The organism is Paenarthrobacter sp. Y-19 (assembly GCF_029223985.1).
Lineage (GTDB): Bacteria > Actinomycetota > Actinomycetes > Actinomycetales > Micrococcaceae > Arthrobacter > Arthrobacter nicotinovorans.
Genome location: NZ_CP119414.1, coordinates 2,118,560 through 2,134,918 on the forward strand (window position 1 = coordinate 2,118,560; position 16,359 = coordinate 2,134,918).

The following is a 16,359-nucleotide window of genomic DNA, read 5'->3' on the forward strand; positions in this document are numbered from 1 at the left end:
GGGGTGGCGTCTAAAGTCGAACCATGACTGAGACGAACACTGGCCTCCAGGTGGAAGCACCCGCAGAAGACCCCATGGAAGTGCTTATCGGCCTGCTGGACCTCGGTGACTTCGACGGAGCACGGACCAATGAGGACATCTTCCTTGGTCCGTCCCAAAAGCAGCCCCGGCACCGTGTTTTTGGGGGCCAGGTGCTGGCGCAGTCGATGATGGCCGGCATGCGCACCGTGGAGCCGGACAGGGTGGCGCACTCCATGCACGGCTACTTCCTGCGTCCCGGGGATGCCAACAAGCCCATCACCTTCGGCGTTGAACGGCTGCGTGATGGCCGTTCCTTCTCCGCCCGCCGCGTGCACGCCTACCAGGACGGCGTCCCGATCCTTTCGATGATCGCCTCGTTCCAGGTGGAGGACAACGGCCTGGACCACCAGGCAACCATGCCCGAAGGCATCCCGGATCCGGAAACCCTCCCAAGCACAGCCGAGCTCTTGTCCCACTTCGACCACCCGCTGGCCCGGCACATGTCCTCCGAGCGGCCCTTCGACGTCCGCCACATCGACCCCGCGCTTTACGTATCCCCGCCAAGCGAGCATGTGGCCACCAATGCGGTGTGGATGAAGACCATGGGTCCGCTCCCTGACGACCCCAAACTGCACATCGCAGCCCTGGCCTACGCCAGCGACTACACACTGTTGGAGCCCATCCTCCGCAAACACGGTCTGTCCTGGATGACGCCGGGCATGAGCGTAGCCAGCCTGGACCACGCCATGTGGTGGCACCGGCCGGTCAAGGTGGACGAATGGATGCTTTACGTGCAGGAGTCCCCCAGCGCCCAGGGTGCCCGGGGTTTGGCCACGGGCAGGATCTTCAACCGCGACGGCGTGCATGTTGCCACAGTGGCGCAGGAGGGTATGGTGCGGATTCCATAGCGTTCGGACGCTCACGCAGTTCGGAATCACACGCAGGAAGGCCGGTCCCGTGGGACCGGCCTTCCTGTGTTCTGTACTGCCAGCTGCTCTGTACTGCCAGCGGCGGTGGTTAGTCGCGGGTCAGGCGACGGTGCGTCACGCGGTGCGGCTTGGCGGCATCCGGGCCCAGGCGCTCCACCTTGTTCTCCTCGTAAGAGTCGAAGTTGCCCTCGAACCAGTACCACTTGGACGGGTTCTCATCGTCACCTTCATAGGCGAGGATGTGCGTTGCCACCCTGTCCAGGAACCAGCGGTCGTGCGAGACCACCACGGCGCAGCCCGGGAATTCGAGAAGCGCGTTTTCCAGGCTGCTGAGGGTTTCGACGTCGAGGTCGTTAGTGGGTTCGTCAAGGAGCAGGAGGTTGCCACCCTGCTTGAGCGTCAGTGCAAGATTGAGGCGGTTGCGCTCACCACCGGAGAGGACACCGGCCTTTTTCTGCTGGTCCGGGCCCTTGAAACCAAACGCCGAAACGTAGGCGCGTGAGGGCATTTCCACGTGGCCGACCTGGATGAAGTCGTGGCCTTCGGAGACTACTTCCCACAGTGACTTGTTGGGATCGATGCCGCCACGGGACTGGTCAACGTAGGAGATCTTCACGGACTCGCCGATCTTGAGCTCACCGCCGTCCAGGGGTTCCATGCCGACGATCGTCTTGAAGAGCGTGGACTTGCCCACACCGTTGGGACCGATCACGCCGACGATGCCGTTGCGCGGAAGGGAGAAGGAGAGGTCTTCGATCAGGACACGGTCGTCGAAGCCCTTCTTCAGGTCCTTGGCCTCGATGACCAAAGAGCCCAGGCGCGGTCCCGGCGGAATCTGGATCTCTTCGAAGTCCAGCTTGCGGGTCCGCTCCGCTTCTGCGGCCATTTCCTCGTAACGTGCAAGACGGGCCTTGGACTTGGTCTGGCGGCCCTTGGCGTTGGAGCGCACCCACTCAAGTTCTTCGCTAAGACGCTTGGAGAGCTTCGCGTCCTTCTTGCCCTGGACCTCGAGGCGGGCCTTTTTCTTCTCCAGGTAGGTGGAGTAGTTGCCCTCGTAGGGGTAAAGGTGGCCACGGTCCACTTCCGCGATCCATTCAGCCACGTGGTCCAGGAAGTACCGGTCGTGGGTGACGGCAAGTACTGCGCCGGGGTACTGGGAAAGGTGCTGCTCCAACCACAGCACACTCTCGGCGTCCAGGTGGTTGGTGGGCTCGTCAAGGAGCAGGAGGTCCGGCTTCTGCAACAGGAGCTTGCACAGTGCTACGCGGCGGCGCTCACCACCGGAAAGGACGGTGACGTCGGCGTCTGCAGGCGGGCAACGCAAGGCGTCCATGGCCTGCTCAAGCTGGGAATCGATATCCCAGGCGTCCGCAGCGTCAATGGCTTCCTGGAGCTTGCCCATTTCATCAAGCAGCGTGTCGTAGTCCGCGTCCGGGTTGGCCATCTCTTCCGAGATTTCGTTGAAGCGCTGGATCTTGCCGTAGATCTCGCCAACGCCTTCCTGGACGTTGCCCAGGACGGTCTTCTCCTCGTTCAGCGGCGGTTCCTGCAGGAGGATGCCCACGGTGTAACCGGGGCTCAGGCGGGCCTCGCCGTTGGAAGGGGTGTCCAAACCGGCCATGATCTTCAGGATGGTGGACTTGCCAGCACCGTTCGGGCCCACGACGCCGATCTTCGCGCCAGGGTAGAACGACATGCTGACGTCGTCCAGAATAAGTTTGTCGCCAACGGCCTTGCGAGCCTTGGTCATCGTGTAAATGAATTCCGCCATGCCCTTAAATCTAATGGGTAGGCGTACATAACTCACATTCGCTGCCTGAGGCCGGACTAGCGGGCGTCTCCTACGAAGCATTTTCCGGTTGAGAGCACGGGCAACACCGTGACCACAACGCCGCCATCGCGTATCTGCCCCATAACGCAGGATTTCCCGGCCAGGGTGGCCGCTTCCATGGCGTCAACGTCAAGGCCGGTGGGTGTGCGGCTGACTGATACCTCGATATTCTCCTGGGGAATTCCCGCAGATACCAATGCGGCACGCAGCGCCTCCCTGTCCGGTTTGGGATTCCCGGCCACAAGGTTCTTAAACGTGGACTCGACGGTTGATGTCGTTGCAGCCACAGCTGGATCCGCAGTGTTGGAAGGGGCCTCCGCGGCGCTGGCGGACGCGCTGGCTCCAGGGCTGACGGGCGAGCTTGCGCCACTGCTGGCGCCCGGAGCGGTGGACCCCACCGGGGTGGTTGGAGGCCCGGGTGTGGCCGTGCAGCCTGTAGCCAGGACAAGAGCGGCGACCAGCATTGACCACCCCGCCAGACGGACCTTGGTGGTGGACGCCGGCGCCGGCCCGCGATACTTCGAAGTGCTTCCCCTGCTTATCACCTAGTCATTGTGCCATTCACAGGCGACCTCGACGGGCGTACCGTGTGCACCGGAAGGGTTCCCGACGGCGGGACGCGGAAATGGAGTGCACATTATGAGCGGACAAGCTTCAGAGGCCGTTGCGTCAGCCACGATCGACGCGCCGCTTGAAAAGGTCTGGGACGCCCTGACTGATCCGGCCCTCATCAGGCAGTACTTCCTGGGGACCAACGTCACTACGTCCTGGCGCGTGGGCGAGCCGATTACCTACGAAGGCGAGTACAACGGCAAGACCTACGAAGACAAAGGAACCATCCTGGTCTTCGACCCTCCTGTCAGGCTCAAGACTACGCACTTCAGTCCCGCCTCCGGACTTGCCGATATACCGGAAAACCACCACACCGTTGAGTACCTCCTGGCGGGAACACCGGATGGAACCACCGTGACCATCACCCAGGGGAACAACTCAAGCGAAGAAGAAGTGGCGTCTTCCACCGCCACCTGGCAACTGGTGCTGGGAAACCTCAAGGAGTTCCTGGAGTCCACCCCCTGAAAAAGGAGTCCACCCCCTGAAAAAACACCCTCCCTGGAAAGTATCCAAGGAGGGTGAATGGTGCCCCAGGAGGGAATCGAACCCCCGACCGGCGGATTAGAAGGCCGCTGCTCTATCCCCTGAGCTACTGGGGCGCACTGGCTCGATGACCACCCGGGCCGCTCGCGCCACAAAGAGTTTACATGCGATCGCTGGGTCACCCGCCATCTCCACGCTGGCTGCCTCCATTCCTCAACAACGGGCCTGGGCCCGAAGTTATTCACATAGCGCAGGACCGAACTCCCATGCGGAACGTCGCTGGACAAGGCTATAGATGCCGGACAGGCACTTCCCTACATCGTGAAGGACCACCAATGAATGACATGATCACCGTCAGGGGCTTTGTGGCCTCGGACGTGAAAAGTTCCACGACTACCCGTGGTACCGCTACTGCGTCGTTCCGCCTCGGAACCACTGAGCGCCGATACGACCGCGCGAGCAACACCTGGGTGGACGGCAACACCAACTGGTACACAGTGCAGTCGTTCCGTTACCTTGCCGGCCACGTGGGCTGCAGCATCAAGAAAGGCCAGCGGGTCTTGGTCGTCGGGAAGCTGCGGCTACGGCAATGGGAGCACGAGGGCCGCGTCTACCATGTAGCCGAGATCGTTGCCGAATCTGTTGGCCACGACCTCATGTGGGGCTCTGCCAACTTCACCCGGATGAACGGAGCCTCGGCACCTGTAGATTCGGGTCCCTCCGTGGATGACTCCGGCAATCCCGCGAATCGCAGCGACTGGGAGGGCGAAGACGAGGAGCAGTCTCCCCCGGAGGAAGAAACTGTACCCGCAGGGCTTCACAGTACAGGTGGCGACAGTTCCCTGTTGGTCAACACAACAACCGGCGAACTGGTGGGTGCCGGCGCTTGAAATGTCCGCCCGGCATCCGGCCGTCCAGGCGGATGCCGGCCAAGTGCTCCGGACAAGGGCGGGCCCCGACTGTGCCGGTACCGGTCGTGGTGGTACTGGTTGTACTGGACCTGCGGGGTTGGTACCAAAGGTTCGCCCTTGCCGCCGCCAACGACCCTAAAGTTGGGGCATGTCCACTACTGAACTCGTTGAGTCCATTCGCTTAAAGCTGCGTTCCGAGGCCGACCCGGAGCGCGCACGTGGCGCACAGGCGTACATGAAGTCAGAAATGCCCTCATACGGCGTCACAGTGCCTGGGGTGCGCAGAATCGTAAAAGCGGCTGCCAAGGCATTCCCACCGACGTCACCGGAAGAATTGCGCAGTGCTGCCCTGACACTGTGGCGGGAGGCAGAGGCACGTGAGGAGCGCTACGCGGCCATTGACCTCACCGGTTTGCGGATGGTCAAGGAAGATCTGCTCATGCTGCCCGTGTACGAAGAAATCATCCGGACGGGTGCCTGGTGGGACCTCGTTGATGGCGTATCGCACCGGATCTGCGCCCTGCTGTTGGCCCATCGGGACACCATGACCCCGGTGCTGCTTCGGTGGGCCGAAGACGGAGACATGTGGATCCGCAGAGCAGCCATCACTTCCCAGCTCGGTGCGAAATCCGCTACTGACCGGGTCCTGCTGGCACAAGCCATCACGGCAAACCTGGCGGACAAAGAATTCTTCGTTCGCAAGGCCATCGGCTGGGCACTACGGGAGTTCAGCAAGACCGATGCGGACTGGGTCCGTGGATTCGTGCAGGAGAACGCGCAAGCCCTGAGCCCCTTGTCCGCCAGGGAGGCCACTAGGCTGCTCAAATGATGGGGCGCAGCCCCGGCTCGTCGCGCTTGCGGAACAGGCTCTTGGTCTTCGGGTCAACAAAGATCAGGTAGACGGCAAAGAGGAGCGCAATAATGGCCGCCGCATTCCTGGCCAGCGTGAGCGCCAGGCCCAGGTCTTCGCTTTGCAGGTAGGGGAAGACGTCCAATTGGTCGGAGATGGCGTAGACCATGAAGAACGACACGATAAAGTAGACGGCCTTGACCTGCCAGTCGTTGCGGATACCCGTAACGGCAAAGAGCGGTATCAACCACACCACGTACCAGGACTGGATCATGGGTGCCAGGATAACGATGGCTGCAAACGCCAGCGTGAGGCGACGCATCAAGCGGTCGTAGTCGCCGCGGAAGATCTGCCAGGCGACGGCTCCAACCATCAGGACCTTGCCGGCGTCGTAAACCCATTTCGCCATGCCCCAACCGTCCAGGCCGAAGACATTGAAAATCGAGGCCACAACCAAGCCGATCAGCCCCACTGGGGCGTACCAGATCCAGATGCTGCCAGGAGCGGAAAGACCGTTGATCCAGCCGAATCCGAAACCGTTGACCAGGCTCAGGGCGTACAGCAGCCCGAAGCTGATGCCCGCCGTCAGGAACCAGTACAGGAATTTCCGCGGCCAGGAGGCGCCCTTGCCGGCCCACAAGAGTCCAATAAACGGCAGGAAAACAATGGTTATCGGTTTGACCGAAATCGAGAGCGTGACCAGCACGATGCCAAGAATCACACGACGCGTAGCGCAGTAGTAGAGACCTGCCAGCGCGAGACCGATCATCAGGGCGTCGTTGTGGACGCTGGCAATGAAGTTGGTCAGGAAGAGCGGATTCGCCGCTGTCAGCCACAGTGCCCGATGCGGATTAACACCGTGGAGTTCAGCCAGCTTAGGTACGTAGATGATGCAGAGCACGATGCCCACCAAAGCCACCATCCGGAAAAGCATGATGCTGGCTTCGGGCTGGACATTGGTCACCCACACCACGAACTGCTCGATCCACAAGAACAGCTGCCCATAAGGGACCGGCGCTTCCGTCCACATCTTGTCGGCACCCAGTTGGAAATAATTAGGGAGGGCAGAGATCCCGTTCTTGTACGGATTCATGCCTTCCACCATCAGACGCCCCTGGCCGATGTACGCGTACACGTCCCTGCTGAAAAGCGGAACCGTGAACATCATGGGCAGTCCCCACGCCACAACGGCCTGGAGCGTGGCCTTGCGCGCTTCCAGCCCCCACACCCGGACCCGTTGGCCCAGACGCAGCCAGGCCCGGACCAGCAGCATTCCACCAATGGCGAGCAGAACGATGGAGAGAGCGACGCCCGCGCCTTCGGTACGCATCCAAATAAAAAGCGGCAGTCGCCTGAGTTCGGATACCGGAGCCAGCCAACCAACGCCCAAGGAACCGAACACCATGAACATCGAACCGATGAACCCGGCAATCAGCGGCGAACGTGCGTTATCTACCTCGCTGGCTGCAGCATCCGCCGTCGGCGCTGCTGTCCCTGCCTTCTGGGCGGCGGGTACGGGCACCGTCATGTAGTCGTCATCCAATCGTTCGCCCGGTAAATTCGGGACAAAAGTTCTGCGTCTTCGGGGCTTCCGCAGCAGGAAGAAACGACACTGCTGCGCTCAAAAATCGTACCATCGGAGCACTTGGAACCGGCTGAAGGATAGGCTAGGCGCGTGCCTATTACTAATGAACGCATCGTCTGGATCGACTGCGAAATGACCGGCCTGGACCTCAAGAACGACGCCCTGATCGAGGTTGCCGCTCTGGTGACGGATTCCGAGCTCAACATCCTTGGCGACGGCGTGGACGTCGTGATCAAGCCGGATGATGCCGCACTGGAACAAATGAATGACTTTGTGCGGGATATGCATACCCGCTCCAAGCTTCTTGATGAGCTCCCGCACGGAAAGACCATGGCTGAGGCCGAAGCCCAGGTTCTGGAGTACATCGAGAAGTGGGTCCCGGATCCCCGCAAGGCCCCCTTGGGTGGAAACTCCGTGGGAACGGACCGGATGTTCCTGGCCCGGGACATGCCGAACATTGTTGAGCACCTGCACTACCGAGTTATTGATGTCAGCACCATCAAGGAACTCTCCCGGCGTTGGTTCCCGCGCGCCTACTTCCAGTCGCCCGCAAAACACGGTGGGCACCGCGCGTTGGGTGACATCAAGGACTCCATCGACGAACTCCGCTACTACCGCGAGGCAGTGTTCGTCGCCGCTCCGGGGCCCGACACCGCAACGGCGCAGCGCATTTCCAAGGACATCATGGCCAGCGCCGAAACCCTGGGATCCAGCAATCCGGTGTGATCTGCGCCATTTTTGAAGGTTTTTTCGCCAAAACCGGCAAAAGTGGACTTTGCACCCCAAAACAGCAGGTAAGCTATTTGTCGTTGCCTTCGAGGAAAGCCGGTCCAACGGACTAGCCCGAAAAGGCACATGGTGGGCTTAGCTCAGTTGGCAGAGCGCCTGGTTGTGGTCCAGGAGGTCGCGGGTTCAACCCCCGTAGCTCACCCCACCGAGATTGGCTGCAGAGCCGGTTTCCACAAAGGCCGCACCGGTAACCCGGTGCGGCCTTTGTTTTTAACCCGATCCGGTACGCCCCGGACCATAGCGATCACTAAGGAAGAACTGACATGACCGTCCTGCCAGTCACTATCTGGGGCGAACCTGTTTTGCACCGCCGGGCCAGCGAAGTCGAAATTTTCGACGACGAACTGCGCACCCTGATCGCTGACATGTTCGAGACGAACGATGCCGCCAACGGTGTGGGTCTCGCCGCCCCTCAGGTCGGCGTTGGCAAACGCATTTTCGTCTACAAGTACGAGAACGACGACGACGTCCCGCCCCAAGGCGTCGTAGTGAACCCGGTCCTGACGCTTTCCAAAGTTTCCGGTGCCCTTCCGGATCCTGACGAGGACGTTGAAGGCTGCTTGTCCTTCCCTGGCGAGTACTACCCTTTGCAACGTGCTGATTGGACCCGGGTCCAGGGTTTTGATGGCGACGGCAACCCCGTGGAATTTGAAGCGACCGGTTGGTTCGCCCGGATTCTTCAACATGAATACGATCACTTGGACGGCAAGCTCTACGTCAACCGCCTGGTGGACCGCTATGCCAGGAAAGCGATGAAGCAGGCCAAGAAGAACGGTTGGGGCAAGCCCGGCCTGACCTGGATGCCCGGCGTCGATCCCGATCCCTTCGGACACTAGGGCCGTGGACACCAGCACGCACGCCGAGCTGTTCAAACTCCTGGACATCAGCGCCGAGGACGCTCCGGAGTGCGCCCGTCTGTTGGCCACTCCCCCGGCCGCGGACGTCGTCCGCGCGTTGGACGCCTTGCAGGGCAGGCTGGGAGCTTTTCCGCTGCACAGCATCACGGCAGAGGGTGCATCGGAAGCGACCTGGATAGAAGCACTGCTTCGCTTCGCCCCGTCGGTCCACGACTATCATGCCGGCCTGGGAATCGGCGTGGGCGTCTCCGCTGCGTCCTTGGCAGACGTCGGACTGCAAATGCGGATCAACCGCCGGGTCCATGGGCGTTTTGGGCTCGACACCTGGTCCTGGCTGACGCTGCACATGGCCGGCAATCTTTTCAGGCTCGGCAGGCTGCAGTTCCATCTGGTGCCTGATGAGGGTTACGCCTCGGGCTGGGTGCTGGGTGTGCATATCCCCGAAGACGGCGGGCTCTCCCCCGCTTTGGTGGACGAGAGTTTCGCAGAGGCCCGGGATTTCTTCGCACGCCATTTTCCTGACAAGCCGGTGGCAGTGGCCACCTGTGACTCGTGGATGCTCGATCCCTATCTGGCAAAGCGACTGCCAGAGAGCAACATCGCCTCATTTGCCCGCCGCTTTACCGTGGACCGCTGCACGGACGCAGCCACGGATGCCGTGTACTTCACCTTCCGGCAGCGTGGCATGCACGACCTGGAGAAGCTCCCGCGGGAAACGTCACTTCAGCGCGTAGTTCTGGAGAGAATCGACGACGGCGGCACTTGGCAACTCGGGCATGGTCACCTGGCGTTGTAGATCGTCTGCTGATCCGGGCAGGAAGATAGAACGCTCTTCATGGCGTCTTTCTCCGCTTGGGTGACCCACAACCGGTAGGCCGTCTTCACCGAGATCTGCCGGGCAACGTAGTGGCAGCGGAAGTTCTTGTTGGCCGGCAGCCACGTCGCGGCGTCGCCGGCCCCTTTCTTGACGTTTGCCGGACCATCCGCCGCAATCAAATTCAGCGGGTCGTTCGCGAGGGTCTGCCTCTGCTGGATGGTCAGCTGCTGGGCGCCTTTTTGCCACGCGTCGGCCAGCGCCACCACATGGTCGATTTGCACGGCGGAGCTGGTGTCCTGGCCCCTAGTGAAGGATATTTGCCTTCCCGTGTAGGGTTCGTTCAACGTTCCGGAGGCCACCTTGCAGGAGGAGCCGTCCATGAACTTGACTGCACTCAGGTCGCGCCGGAGGATGTCGTTGCGGGTGTCGCAACCGTTCCGGTCCGCATCGGCCCACGCTTGTCCAAAGGCGGCCCTGTCATAGTCCGTTTTCGGCGCCCGCCCTTTGACCGGCAACTGGTCCAGGGCCTCGGAGGCCTTTTCGGGCATGACCGCCGCCGCGCCGCGCACAGGCTTCATCCATTCGGGGTTGTAAACCGGGGCTTCGCTGGGGCCGGACTGCGGAGGTTGAGCTGCTTCAAACTGGCCCACGGTGAAGAACCAGGACAGCCCGGCGACAATGGTAGCGGCAGCCAGTGCCAGAACCGCCCACGCTTGACGGGAACGGCGGCGGGCGCGTTTATAGGCGGACCAGGTGATGCTCAAGGGACTCCATCCAACGGGGCAGGCAGTGTCTTACGAGCGTAGGACACGGCCCCGACAGTCAGAGTCGGTATCCACAATGTGTAGGAGAAGTCACACTACACAGAGGGTGAAGGAGCCGGTTATTGCTCGCGCGTCACGCGTTGGAGGTCCTCGGCGGCAAGAGCCAGCAGGCCCCGCAGTTGTTCCACGCGCTCGTCGGTGACGTCCCCGGCAGCATTGGCCGCAACAGCTTGGTCCAGAAGCTTCTGGGCTTGCTTATGGTTGGCCTTGGCGACGTCCAGGGCGTGCTCCAGCGTGGTCTCATGTTCCATCGTTGATTCGTTTTCCATGAGACCCATTCTGGTCAGGTTTCCCGGCCGTTTCCAGTGACCCGGCCGGGAAACCCGTGTTAACTGCTGCGGACCTAGGCGCCGGCCGTTTCGAGTACGGCAATGGGAGCGATGACATCCCGGGCCGGGAACGACGGCGGGTTCACGCCGGCCATTTCTTCCATCACACGGACAACCTGGCAGGAGTAGCCGAACTCGTTGTCGTACCAGACGTACAGCACGAGGTTCTTGTCGTTGGAGATCGTGGCGAGGCCATCGACGATGCCGGCCCGACGGGAGCCGACGAAGTCCGTCGAGACTACATCGGGAGAATCGATGTAATCGATCTGCTTGCGGAGATCGGAATGCAGCGACATTTCACGCAGGAAGTCGTTGACCTCGTCGCGCGTGGTGCCCTTCTCCAGGTTGAGGTTCAGGATGGCCATGGAGACGTCCGGGGTGGGTACACGGATGGCGTTGCCTGTCAGCTTTCCCTGGAGTTCGGGAAGGGCCTTGGCCACTGCCTTGGCGGCACCGGTCTCCGTGATCACCATGTTCAGCGCAGCGGAGCGTCCGCGGCGGTCACCCTTGTGGAAGTTGTCGATCAGGTTCTGGTCGTTGGTGAACGAGTGAACCGTCTCGACGTGGCCGTGAATGATGCCGAACTTGTCGTTGATGGCCTTCAGCACCGGAGTGATGGCGTTCGTGGTGCAGGATGCGGCGGTGACGATCTTGTCGTCGTCACTGATGTCGCGGTGGTTGATGCCGTGAACAATGTTCTTGAGGTCACCCTTGCCCGGCGCCGTCAGCAGGACGCGGGCAACGCCCTTGCTCTGCAGGTGCTGGGAGAGGCCATCGGCGTCGCGCCAGCGTCCGGTGTTGTCGACCACCAGGGCGTCCTTGATTCCGTACTCGGTGTAATCAACAGTGGCGGGGTTGTCCGAGTAGATGACCTGGACCTGGACGCCGTTGGCGGTGATGGTGTTGGCTTCCTCATCCACGCGGATGGTGCCTTCGAAGGAACCGTGAACGGAGTCGCGACGCAGCAGGCTCGCGCGCTTCACGAGGTCGTTGTCGGCGCCCTTGCGGACCACGATGGCGCGCAAGCGCAGGCCGTGGCCGCCACCGGCCTTTTCGATCAGGATGCGGGCCAGCAGACGGCCGATACGCCCGAAACCGTAAAGAACGACGTCGGTGCTGGTGCGGTCGTCAGCGCCGCGCTTGCCAACGATCTCGGCGAGCTCGGAGCGCAAGTACTCATCCAGGGAGGCGCCATTGCCTTCTGCCCGGTACTTTTCCGTCAAACGTGCAATATCAATGGCTGCTGCACCGAGCTCCAGCTCGGAAAGGGCGTTCAGCAGGGGTGCCGTCTCCTCGAGCAGGAGCTCGTGGTTGCTCATCCGGCGTGCAAAGCGGTGGGCCTTGAGGATGTTCATGGTGGACTTGTTGATCAAGCTCCGGCCGTGGATGCTGGTGACCACGTTGTTTTCCCGGTACAACCGGCCGATCACCGGAATCATGGCCTCGGCGAGAGCCTCCCGGCCCATCCACTTATCAAGACAAGAATCTGACGTCTGGCTCACAGAACTACCTTCCTTGGGTCAACCACATACGTCCTCGTATGCGGATGGCGGCGGCCGCCCGGAGTAGTCCTGCGGCACATGCGCCGGCGGGCTTCGGTCCACCCACAGCGCCTTGAACGAGAGCAAAGAAAATCCGCCGGCTGCGAACGCAGTCCCGGCGGCAGAACATCTACGTTCAGTAACCATTCTAGGCGGGAAGGCCGGGGCATGGTCGTCCCGGAGGCGTGAAATCACTCACACGCCCGTCATTCAGGGAGTCATAAATGGATGGGTTGACCGATACGCCGGGTTCTGGAGAAACCCCGGAAACTCAGGCCGCTTCGGACTCCAGGGAGTTTTCAGGGAGTTTCTGCTCCGGCAGGACCACCAAACCATCCGACGCAGCCACCATCCGTTCGTCATCATTCGGCCACAGGTGAGCATAGGTTTGCAGCGTCTCAGTGGCGTCCTTGTGACCCAGCCTATGCGCTACCGCCACCGGCGACAGCCCGGCCGCAATCAGCAGCGAAGCATGGTGATGCCGGAGCTGATGCCAACCATCACCGATATTCGGCAGGACCTCCCGCGCCTTCTGCCAAGCCATGGACCGTGTGTTCCGGTAGCAGGCCCCGCCGATAGCGTTCTGGAACACCAGCCCTGCGGGGTCCTGTCCAGGTCGGGCCTTCAGCATAAGACTGGTCGCGGACCCGATCCGCACGGAACGGTACGACGCCTGGGTCTTCAAGGGCCCGAGCACGGGGCCGGACGCGCCCTTCTTGATGAGCTGCCTATCCACGGTCACGATCCCCGCATCCAAGTCGACACGGTCCCACGTGAGGCCGAACAGTTCGGACGGGCGCAGGCCCGTCGCCGCCGCGAACACCACAGCCTCACGGTAAACAGGGCCGATGGCCTGCACAAGCTCCTGGACTTGCTGCACACCGAGCGGCCGCACCGGAGCATGTTCAACCCTTGGCAGCCGGACACCAACCGTAGGTGAGGCCTTCAGGTGCTTGTCCATGACGGCGGCCTTCAGCAGCCCTGACAGGTACACGTACGTTGTCTTGATGGTCGATGGCGCGAGGGTCTCAGCCCACACACTGATGGCCCGCTGAATGTCGGCGCGGCTGAGGTCCTGCAGCGGCACCTTCCCGAGCGTCGGGATGATGTTGAGATCCAGCCGCCGGCGGATGGTCTCCAGCGATCCTTCCCGCTGGTGGACTTGGGCTGTGTACCAAACCTCGGCCCACTCCCCCACGGTCAGGGTGCCAGAGTTCAACGCCTGGTACGTGCCGTTCTGGATCTCGGCTTCCATCAAGGCGGCGTGAGTCTTGGCGGCGTCCTTGTTGGCGAAAGACATCTTCTTCTCAGTGCCGTCCGGTTCGACCCAGACAGCCCGCCACCGTTTGCCCTTGCCGTACTCGGCAGACCGTTTCTTGTCCTTGCGGATCCACCGGTCTTCGACGCGGGCCACTAGAACAGTCTCCGGCGGAGCGTGCCCGTGGCGCGGGTGGTGCGCTGCCTAATCAGTAGGGCGGTGCCGTGCGGATCAGCAGCCCGGGCCGCTGGGGTGTCGATGATCCTGTTGACGGCCTGCCAGTACTGGGTGGGCGTCAGCCCGAACCGTTCACGTGCATCAGATTCCCGGGCAGCCGCGTACTTGTAGGGTGCGGTGGCCAGTTTCAGGATGGCCTTGTCTTCATCTGTCACGGTGTTCCCCATCCAATGCGTTTCCGGAGCTCGAGCATTTCCTCGAAGCTGAGGGACTTCACGAAGTACTTCACGTCGCGGGGTAGGACGAAGAGCCGGTGAGCGATGCCGATGAGGTCATCGTCGATCTGGGCGGCGGCCACGAAGGCGTCGACGCTGATGAGGTGCCTGGAGGCCCACATGCTGGCCTGCGCTTCCTGTTTCGGGTTGCACCCGATGTGGCGGAAGTGGGCATGGCCCAGCTCGTGCCATGTGCTGGAGTGCCGCTGCAGGGCGCCCAGGTTCACGTGCCGCAAGATCGTGTGCGTGTCGGGGTCATAGCAAGCCCACCAGCCGTTGGGCGGGTAACCATCAATGATGGCCACTCCCAACTCTTCGGCTTTTTCCTCGTACCCCATGCCGGAGGACTCTATGAGTGACCCCTGACGTTTTTCAGTCAGGGTCGACCTCTGTGTCGAAGCTCATACCCTTTTCGCCTTGGTCGGCGGCGAGGCGGTAGTTGTCCTGGGCGGGCTGTTCGGCCTGCTTCTTGGCGGTCTTGGGTGCTGCGGCTGCTGCTTCGGCGAGGCCGTTGAGTTTGAGGAGTTCGCGGGACATGGAGGCGAGGACGTCTTGGGCGCTGGCCGGCAGGCGGCGGGCGTGGGCTAGGACGAGGCCGTCTTCGAGTTCGACTCCTACGCGGAGTCCGACTTCACGGGCGCAGACGTCGACGACGTCGGATTCGAGGACGTTGAGGCCGCGGGCGAGTCCTCGGATGGTGTCCGGGTCCGGGAAGTTCCGGAGTTTGCGGTTGACCATTTGCTGGAGTGCTTTGTGGGTTGGTTTGCCGCCGCAGTCTTTGGAGAGTTCGACGTAGGTGCGGGCGCCTCGTCGGCGGTTGATTAGGGACGCGAGGCTGTTCGCGACGGGTCCGTCTTCGGTGGTGTTTTCCATGAGCTGAACTCTCCCAGCAGGTTTTGTGTGCCGACAAACTGTAAACGCGACTTGACGCCTACCATGCGTTTACGTCCAAACATACCGTTCACGCCTACTAAATGCCTTCAAGAAATTTCCAGTTCCCATACGGGAGTAGGGGCATCGGCGCATGCCCGAGTTGACAGGGCGCCTACCACTCATCCATGCTTGGCATATCCCAGTTGCCAGATAGGCGCCTACCATGGGACACTAGAGAGGAAGTGCAGATGATCTACCAGCCCCGAACGCGATACCCGAAAGGCACCTACATGAGACTGAAGAACAGGGACCTCCTCCGGGCCATGGTCATCGTCCAGGAAGATGTCGACAAGGCCCGCAAAACCGGGCGCCCCATCCCGTCATCCAAGATCCCCCAAAGGGCGCTGGCGGACATGTCCGGAGTCACGGGCGGATTCATCAACCACCTCACCTCCGGCCGCCGTAAATCCTGCGAACCCAAAACAGCGGAACGCATCTCAGGCGCACTCCAAATCCCCCTCGATGTCCTCTTCGACCCCGATGAGACGCATAGCAGAAGTAAAAAAGTCAGCCCCAAGAAGTAGCCTCAGACCATCCACGAAAGGAAGTCACATGTGTCAGCCAGTCGCATTCGAGGAACTCGAGTGGAAAGAAAAAGGCATGGATCTCATAAAAGAACTCGCCGCGTCCGGCGCGCCGTTCGACGCCTACGCACTCACGGAGCGCGGATTGGCCGACCCGCCGCACCCGAACAAGTGGGGTTCCCTGTTCCGTGCAGCCAGGTCCCGGCGCCTCATTGAACACGCAGGGTTCCACCGCTCCAGCCGCCCCAGCCGATCCGGTGGGGTATGCCAGCAGTGGCGCGGACTTCCGGAGGCCGACCGATGAGCACCGCAGTCCAGGCACTCCCCCGCCTCGCCCTCACCCTGGAGCAGGTCTCTGAGATCTTGCAAGAGCCACCGGCAACAATCGCCAAGCACTGCCGCACCCAGGCACTCAAGGGCGCGTACAAGACTGGCGGGCGCACCTCGCCGTGGCGGATTCCGCCGGCGGCCATCGATTACTACCAGCAGCACCAGCCGAAGCAGTGAGGGCGTCCCTGATGACCGATAAGGATCCGCAGGCCGCGGCGCTCCGGCGGCTGGATGTGGCGATCACCATCCAGCAGCAGGCGCAGCAGAAGGCTGTGGACGAGCGGGCCCATATTGAGGCTGCCGTGCGTCAGGCCCTTGCTGCAGGGGTGAAGGTGTCCGAGGTTGCGGCGCGATTGGGCGTTACCGTGCAGCGGGTGTACCAGATCAAGAACGCGAAGTCCTAGAAGGATGCGCGGTGAGACGTTTAGTAGTTGCCAGATAGGCATTTTGAAAGTACCATTTACATATGGGCATAAAGGTGAG

At 61.8% G+C, this 16,359-nt stretch carries 21 protein-coding genes and 2 tRNA genes; 13 read left to right on the forward strand and 10 right to left on the reverse strand.

Annotated features, from left to right (window positions below; translation table 11 throughout):
• The first annotated feature begins 23 nt into the window (after nt 1-23).
• Complete coding sequence (locus PYR64_RS09795; protein WP_055972341.1) at nt 24-929, forward strand: acyl-CoA thioesterase II; 906 nt, start codon at nt 24-26, stop codon at nt 927-929.
• Nucleotides 930-1,038: 109 nt separating this feature from the next.
• Here the strand turns inward: PYR64_RS09795 and ettA are convergent, their stop codons facing one another.
• Complete coding sequence (ettA, locus tag PYR64_RS09800) at nt 1,039-2,721, reverse strand: energy-dependent translational throttle protein EttA (protein WP_275779618.1); 1,683 nt, start codon at nt 2,719-2,721, stop codon at nt 1,039-1,041.
• Nucleotides 2,722-2,898: 177 nt separating this feature from the next.
• Between ettA and PYR64_RS09805 the strand changes: the two genes are divergently transcribed.
• Together PYR64_RS09805 and PYR64_RS09810 are read left to right on the forward strand one after the other, a co-directional pair.
• On the forward strand, nt 2,899-3,330 hold the full coding sequence (locus tag PYR64_RS09805) for a hypothetical protein (RefSeq protein ID WP_275779619.1): 432 nt from the start codon (nt 2,899-2,901) through the stop codon (nt 3,328-3,330).
• Between the two features lie 90 nt (nt 3,331-3,420).
• Nucleotides 3,421-3,858, forward strand: coding sequence for an SRPBCC domain-containing protein (locus tag PYR64_RS09810; RefSeq protein WP_079582166.1), 438 nt, complete (start codon nt 3,421-3,423; stop codon nt 3,856-3,858).
• 58 nt (nt 3,859-3,916) lie between these two features.
• On the opposite strand, the gene PYR64_RS09815 is transcribed toward PYR64_RS09810, so the two are convergent.
• A tRNA-Arg gene (locus PYR64_RS09815) sits at nt 3,917-3,992 on the reverse strand.
• 219 nt (nt 3,993-4,211) lie between these two features.
• On the opposite strand from PYR64_RS09815, the gene PYR64_RS09820 reads away from it, so the two are divergent.
• Nucleotides 4,212-4,766: a single-stranded DNA-binding protein gene (locus tag PYR64_RS09820; protein ID WP_275779621.1), complete on the forward strand. Its 555-nt coding sequence runs from the start codon at nt 4,212-4,214 to the stop codon at nt 4,764-4,766.
• A gap of 169 nt (nt 4,767-4,935) precedes the next feature.
• Nucleotides 4,936-5,616, forward strand: a complete 681-nt coding sequence (locus PYR64_RS09825) for a DNA alkylation repair protein (protein WP_039241789.1) — start codon at nt 4,936-4,938, stop codon at nt 5,614-5,616.
• Here the strand turns inward: PYR64_RS09825 and mptB are convergent.
• Nucleotides 5,609-7,165, reverse strand: a complete 1,557-nt coding sequence (mptB, locus tag PYR64_RS09830) for a polyprenol phosphomannose-dependent alpha 1,6 mannosyltransferase MptB (RefSeq protein ID WP_018777851.1) — start codon at nt 7,163-7,165, stop codon at nt 5,609-5,611. The two genes, PYR64_RS09825 and mptB, sit on opposite strands and share 8 nt — an antisense overlap.
• Before the next feature lie 147 nt (nt 7,166-7,312).
• On the opposite strand from mptB, the gene orn reads away from it, so the two are divergent.
• From orn to PYR64_RS09850, 4 genes are all read left to right on the forward strand, one after another.
• Complete coding sequence (orn, locus tag PYR64_RS09835) at nt 7,313-7,948, forward strand: oligoribonuclease (RefSeq protein ID WP_079582149.1); 636 nt, start codon at nt 7,313-7,315, stop codon at nt 7,946-7,948.
• A gap of 132 nt (nt 7,949-8,080) precedes the next feature.
• A tRNA-His gene (locus tag PYR64_RS09840) sits at nt 8,081-8,156 on the forward strand.
• Between the two features lie 118 nt (nt 8,157-8,274).
• A complete protein-coding gene (def, locus tag PYR64_RS09845; RefSeq protein WP_039241790.1) occupies nt 8,275-8,847 on the forward strand; it encodes a peptide deformylase in 573 nt (190 codons plus the stop codon).
• A gap of 4 nt (nt 8,848-8,851) precedes the next feature.
• Nucleotides 8,852-9,664: an acyltransferase domain-containing protein gene (locus PYR64_RS09850; protein WP_275779625.1), complete on the forward strand. Its 813-nt coding sequence runs from the start codon at nt 8,852-8,854 to the stop codon at nt 9,662-9,664.
• Here the strand turns inward: PYR64_RS09850 and PYR64_RS09855 are convergent.
• The 7 genes from PYR64_RS09855 to PYR64_RS09885 form a co-directional block, all read right to left on the reverse strand.
• Nucleotides 9,649-10,449: an HNH endonuclease family protein gene (locus tag PYR64_RS09855; RefSeq protein WP_189075466.1), complete on the reverse strand. Its 801-nt coding sequence runs from the start codon at nt 10,447-10,449 to the stop codon at nt 9,649-9,651. The genes PYR64_RS09850 and PYR64_RS09855 overlap by 16 nt on opposite strands.
• Nucleotides 10,450-10,568: 119 nt before the next feature.
• On the reverse strand, nt 10,569-10,778 hold the full coding sequence (locus PYR64_RS09860; RefSeq protein ID WP_026267182.1) for a hypothetical protein: 210 nt from the start codon (nt 10,776-10,778) through the stop codon (nt 10,569-10,571).
• Nucleotides 10,779-10,852: 74 nt separating this feature from the next.
• The gene (locus PYR64_RS09865; RefSeq protein ID WP_081623346.1) at nt 10,853-12,340 is read right to left on the reverse strand and encodes a glyceraldehyde-3-phosphate dehydrogenase; all 1,488 of its coding nucleotides are present in this window, start codon (nt 12,338-12,340) and stop codon (nt 10,853-10,855) included.
• A 310-nt stretch (nt 12,341-12,650) separates the two neighbouring features.
• Nucleotides 12,651-13,793, reverse strand: coding sequence for a site-specific integrase (locus PYR64_RS09870; RefSeq protein ID WP_275779628.1), 1,143 nt, complete (start codon nt 13,791-13,793; stop codon nt 12,651-12,653).
• A complete protein-coding gene (locus PYR64_RS09875; protein ID WP_275779630.1) occupies nt 13,793-14,029 on the reverse strand; it encodes a DUF3263 domain-containing protein in 237 nt (78 codons plus the stop codon). The genes PYR64_RS09870 and PYR64_RS09875 overlap by 1 nt, the downstream gene beginning before the upstream one ends.
• Nucleotides 14,026-14,427, reverse strand: a complete 402-nt coding sequence (locus PYR64_RS09880) for an ImmA/IrrE family metallo-endopeptidase (protein ID WP_275779632.1) — start codon at nt 14,425-14,427, stop codon at nt 14,026-14,028. Before PYR64_RS09880 ends, PYR64_RS09875 begins: the two co-directional genes overlap by 4 nt.
• Before the next feature lie 34 nt (nt 14,428-14,461).
• On the reverse strand, nt 14,462-14,962 hold the full coding sequence (locus PYR64_RS09885) for a hypothetical protein (RefSeq protein WP_275779634.1): 501 nt from the start codon (nt 14,960-14,962) through the stop codon (nt 14,462-14,464).
• A 290-nt stretch (nt 14,963-15,252) separates the two neighbouring features.
• Between PYR64_RS09885 and PYR64_RS09890 the strand changes: the two genes are divergently transcribed.
• Genes PYR64_RS09890 through PYR64_RS09905 form a run of 4 tightly spaced genes read left to right on the forward strand, consistent with a single transcriptional unit; the run spans nt 15,253 to nt 16,280 of the window.
• Nucleotides 15,253-15,546 carry a helix-turn-helix transcriptional regulator gene (locus PYR64_RS09890; protein WP_275779636.1) on the forward strand — a complete coding sequence of 98 codons (294 nt, stop codon included), beginning with the start codon at nt 15,253-15,255 and terminating at the stop codon, nt 15,544-15,546.
• A 28-nt stretch (nt 15,547-15,574) separates the two neighbouring features.
• Complete coding sequence (locus PYR64_RS09895; protein WP_275779638.1) at nt 15,575-15,850, forward strand: hypothetical protein; 276 nt, start codon at nt 15,575-15,577, stop codon at nt 15,848-15,850.
• Nucleotides 15,847-16,053: a helix-turn-helix domain-containing protein gene (locus PYR64_RS09900; RefSeq protein ID WP_275779640.1), complete on the forward strand. Its 207-nt coding sequence runs from the start codon at nt 15,847-15,849 to the stop codon at nt 16,051-16,053. The genes PYR64_RS09895 and PYR64_RS09900 overlap by 4 nt, the downstream gene beginning before the upstream one ends.
• Nucleotides 16,054-16,064: 11 nt before the next feature.
• Nucleotides 16,065-16,280 (forward strand): helix-turn-helix domain-containing protein, encoded by a 216-nt coding sequence (locus PYR64_RS09905; protein WP_275779642.1) that lies wholly within the window; start codon nt 16,065-16,067, stop codon nt 16,278-16,280.
• The last annotated feature ends 79 nt before the right edge of the window (nt 16,281-16,359 follow it).

What these genes read in the sequence shown, in the direction of transcription:
- PYR64_RS09905 (WP_275779642.1), top strand. Translation starts at nt 16,065, where the DNA reads ATGACCGATAAGGATCCGCAGGCCGCGGCGCTCCGGCGGCTGGATGTG.
- mptB (WP_018777851.1), bottom strand. Translation starts at nt 7,165, where the DNA reads ATGACGGTGCCCGTACCCGCCGCCCAGAAGGCAGGGACAGCAGCGCCG.
- PYR64_RS09805 (WP_275779619.1), top strand. Translation starts at nt 2,899, where the DNA reads ATGGCGTCAACGTCAAGGCCGGTGGGTGTGCGGCTGACTGATACCTCG.
- PYR64_RS09860 (WP_026267182.1), bottom strand. Translation starts at nt 10,778, where the DNA reads ATGGAAAACGAATCAACGATGGAACATGAGACCACGCTGGAGCACGCC.
- PYR64_RS09810 (WP_079582166.1), top strand. Translation starts at nt 3,421, where the DNA reads ATGAGCGGACAAGCTTCAGAGGCCGTTGCGTCAGCCACGATCGACGCG.
- PYR64_RS09795 (WP_055972341.1), top strand. Translation starts at nt 24, where the DNA reads ATGACTGAGACGAACACTGGCCTCCAGGTGGAAGCACCCGCAGAAGAC.
- PYR64_RS09900 (WP_275779640.1), top strand. Translation starts at nt 15,847, where the DNA reads ATGAGCACCGCAGTCCAGGCACTCCCCCGCCTCGCCCTCACCCTGGAG.
- PYR64_RS09885 (WP_275779634.1), bottom strand. Translation starts at nt 14,962, where the DNA reads ATGGAAAACACCACCGAAGACGGACCCGTCGCGAACAGCCTCGCGTCC.
- PYR64_RS09895 (WP_275779638.1), top strand. Translation starts at nt 15,575, where the DNA reads ATGTGTCAGCCAGTCGCATTCGAGGAACTCGAGTGGAAAGAAAAAGGC.
- PYR64_RS09880 (WP_275779632.1), bottom strand. Translation starts at nt 14,427, where the DNA reads ATGGGGTACGAGGAAAAAGCCGAAGAGTTGGGAGTGGCCATCATTGAT.
- def (WP_039241790.1), top strand. Translation starts at nt 8,275, where the DNA reads ATGACCGTCCTGCCAGTCACTATCTGGGGCGAACCTGTTTTGCACCGC.
- PYR64_RS09820 (WP_275779621.1), top strand. Translation starts at nt 4,212, where the DNA reads ATGAATGACATGATCACCGTCAGGGGCTTTGTGGCCTCGGACGTGAAA.
- PYR64_RS09890 (WP_275779636.1), top strand. Translation starts at nt 15,253, where the DNA reads ATGAGACTGAAGAACAGGGACCTCCTCCGGGCCATGGTCATCGTCCAG.
- ettA (WP_275779618.1), bottom strand. Translation starts at nt 2,721, where the DNA reads ATGGCGGAATTCATTTACACGATGACCAAGGCTCGCAAGGCCGTTGGC.
- PYR64_RS09825 (WP_039241789.1), top strand. Translation starts at nt 4,936, where the DNA reads ATGTCCACTACTGAACTCGTTGAGTCCATTCGCTTAAAGCTGCGTTCC.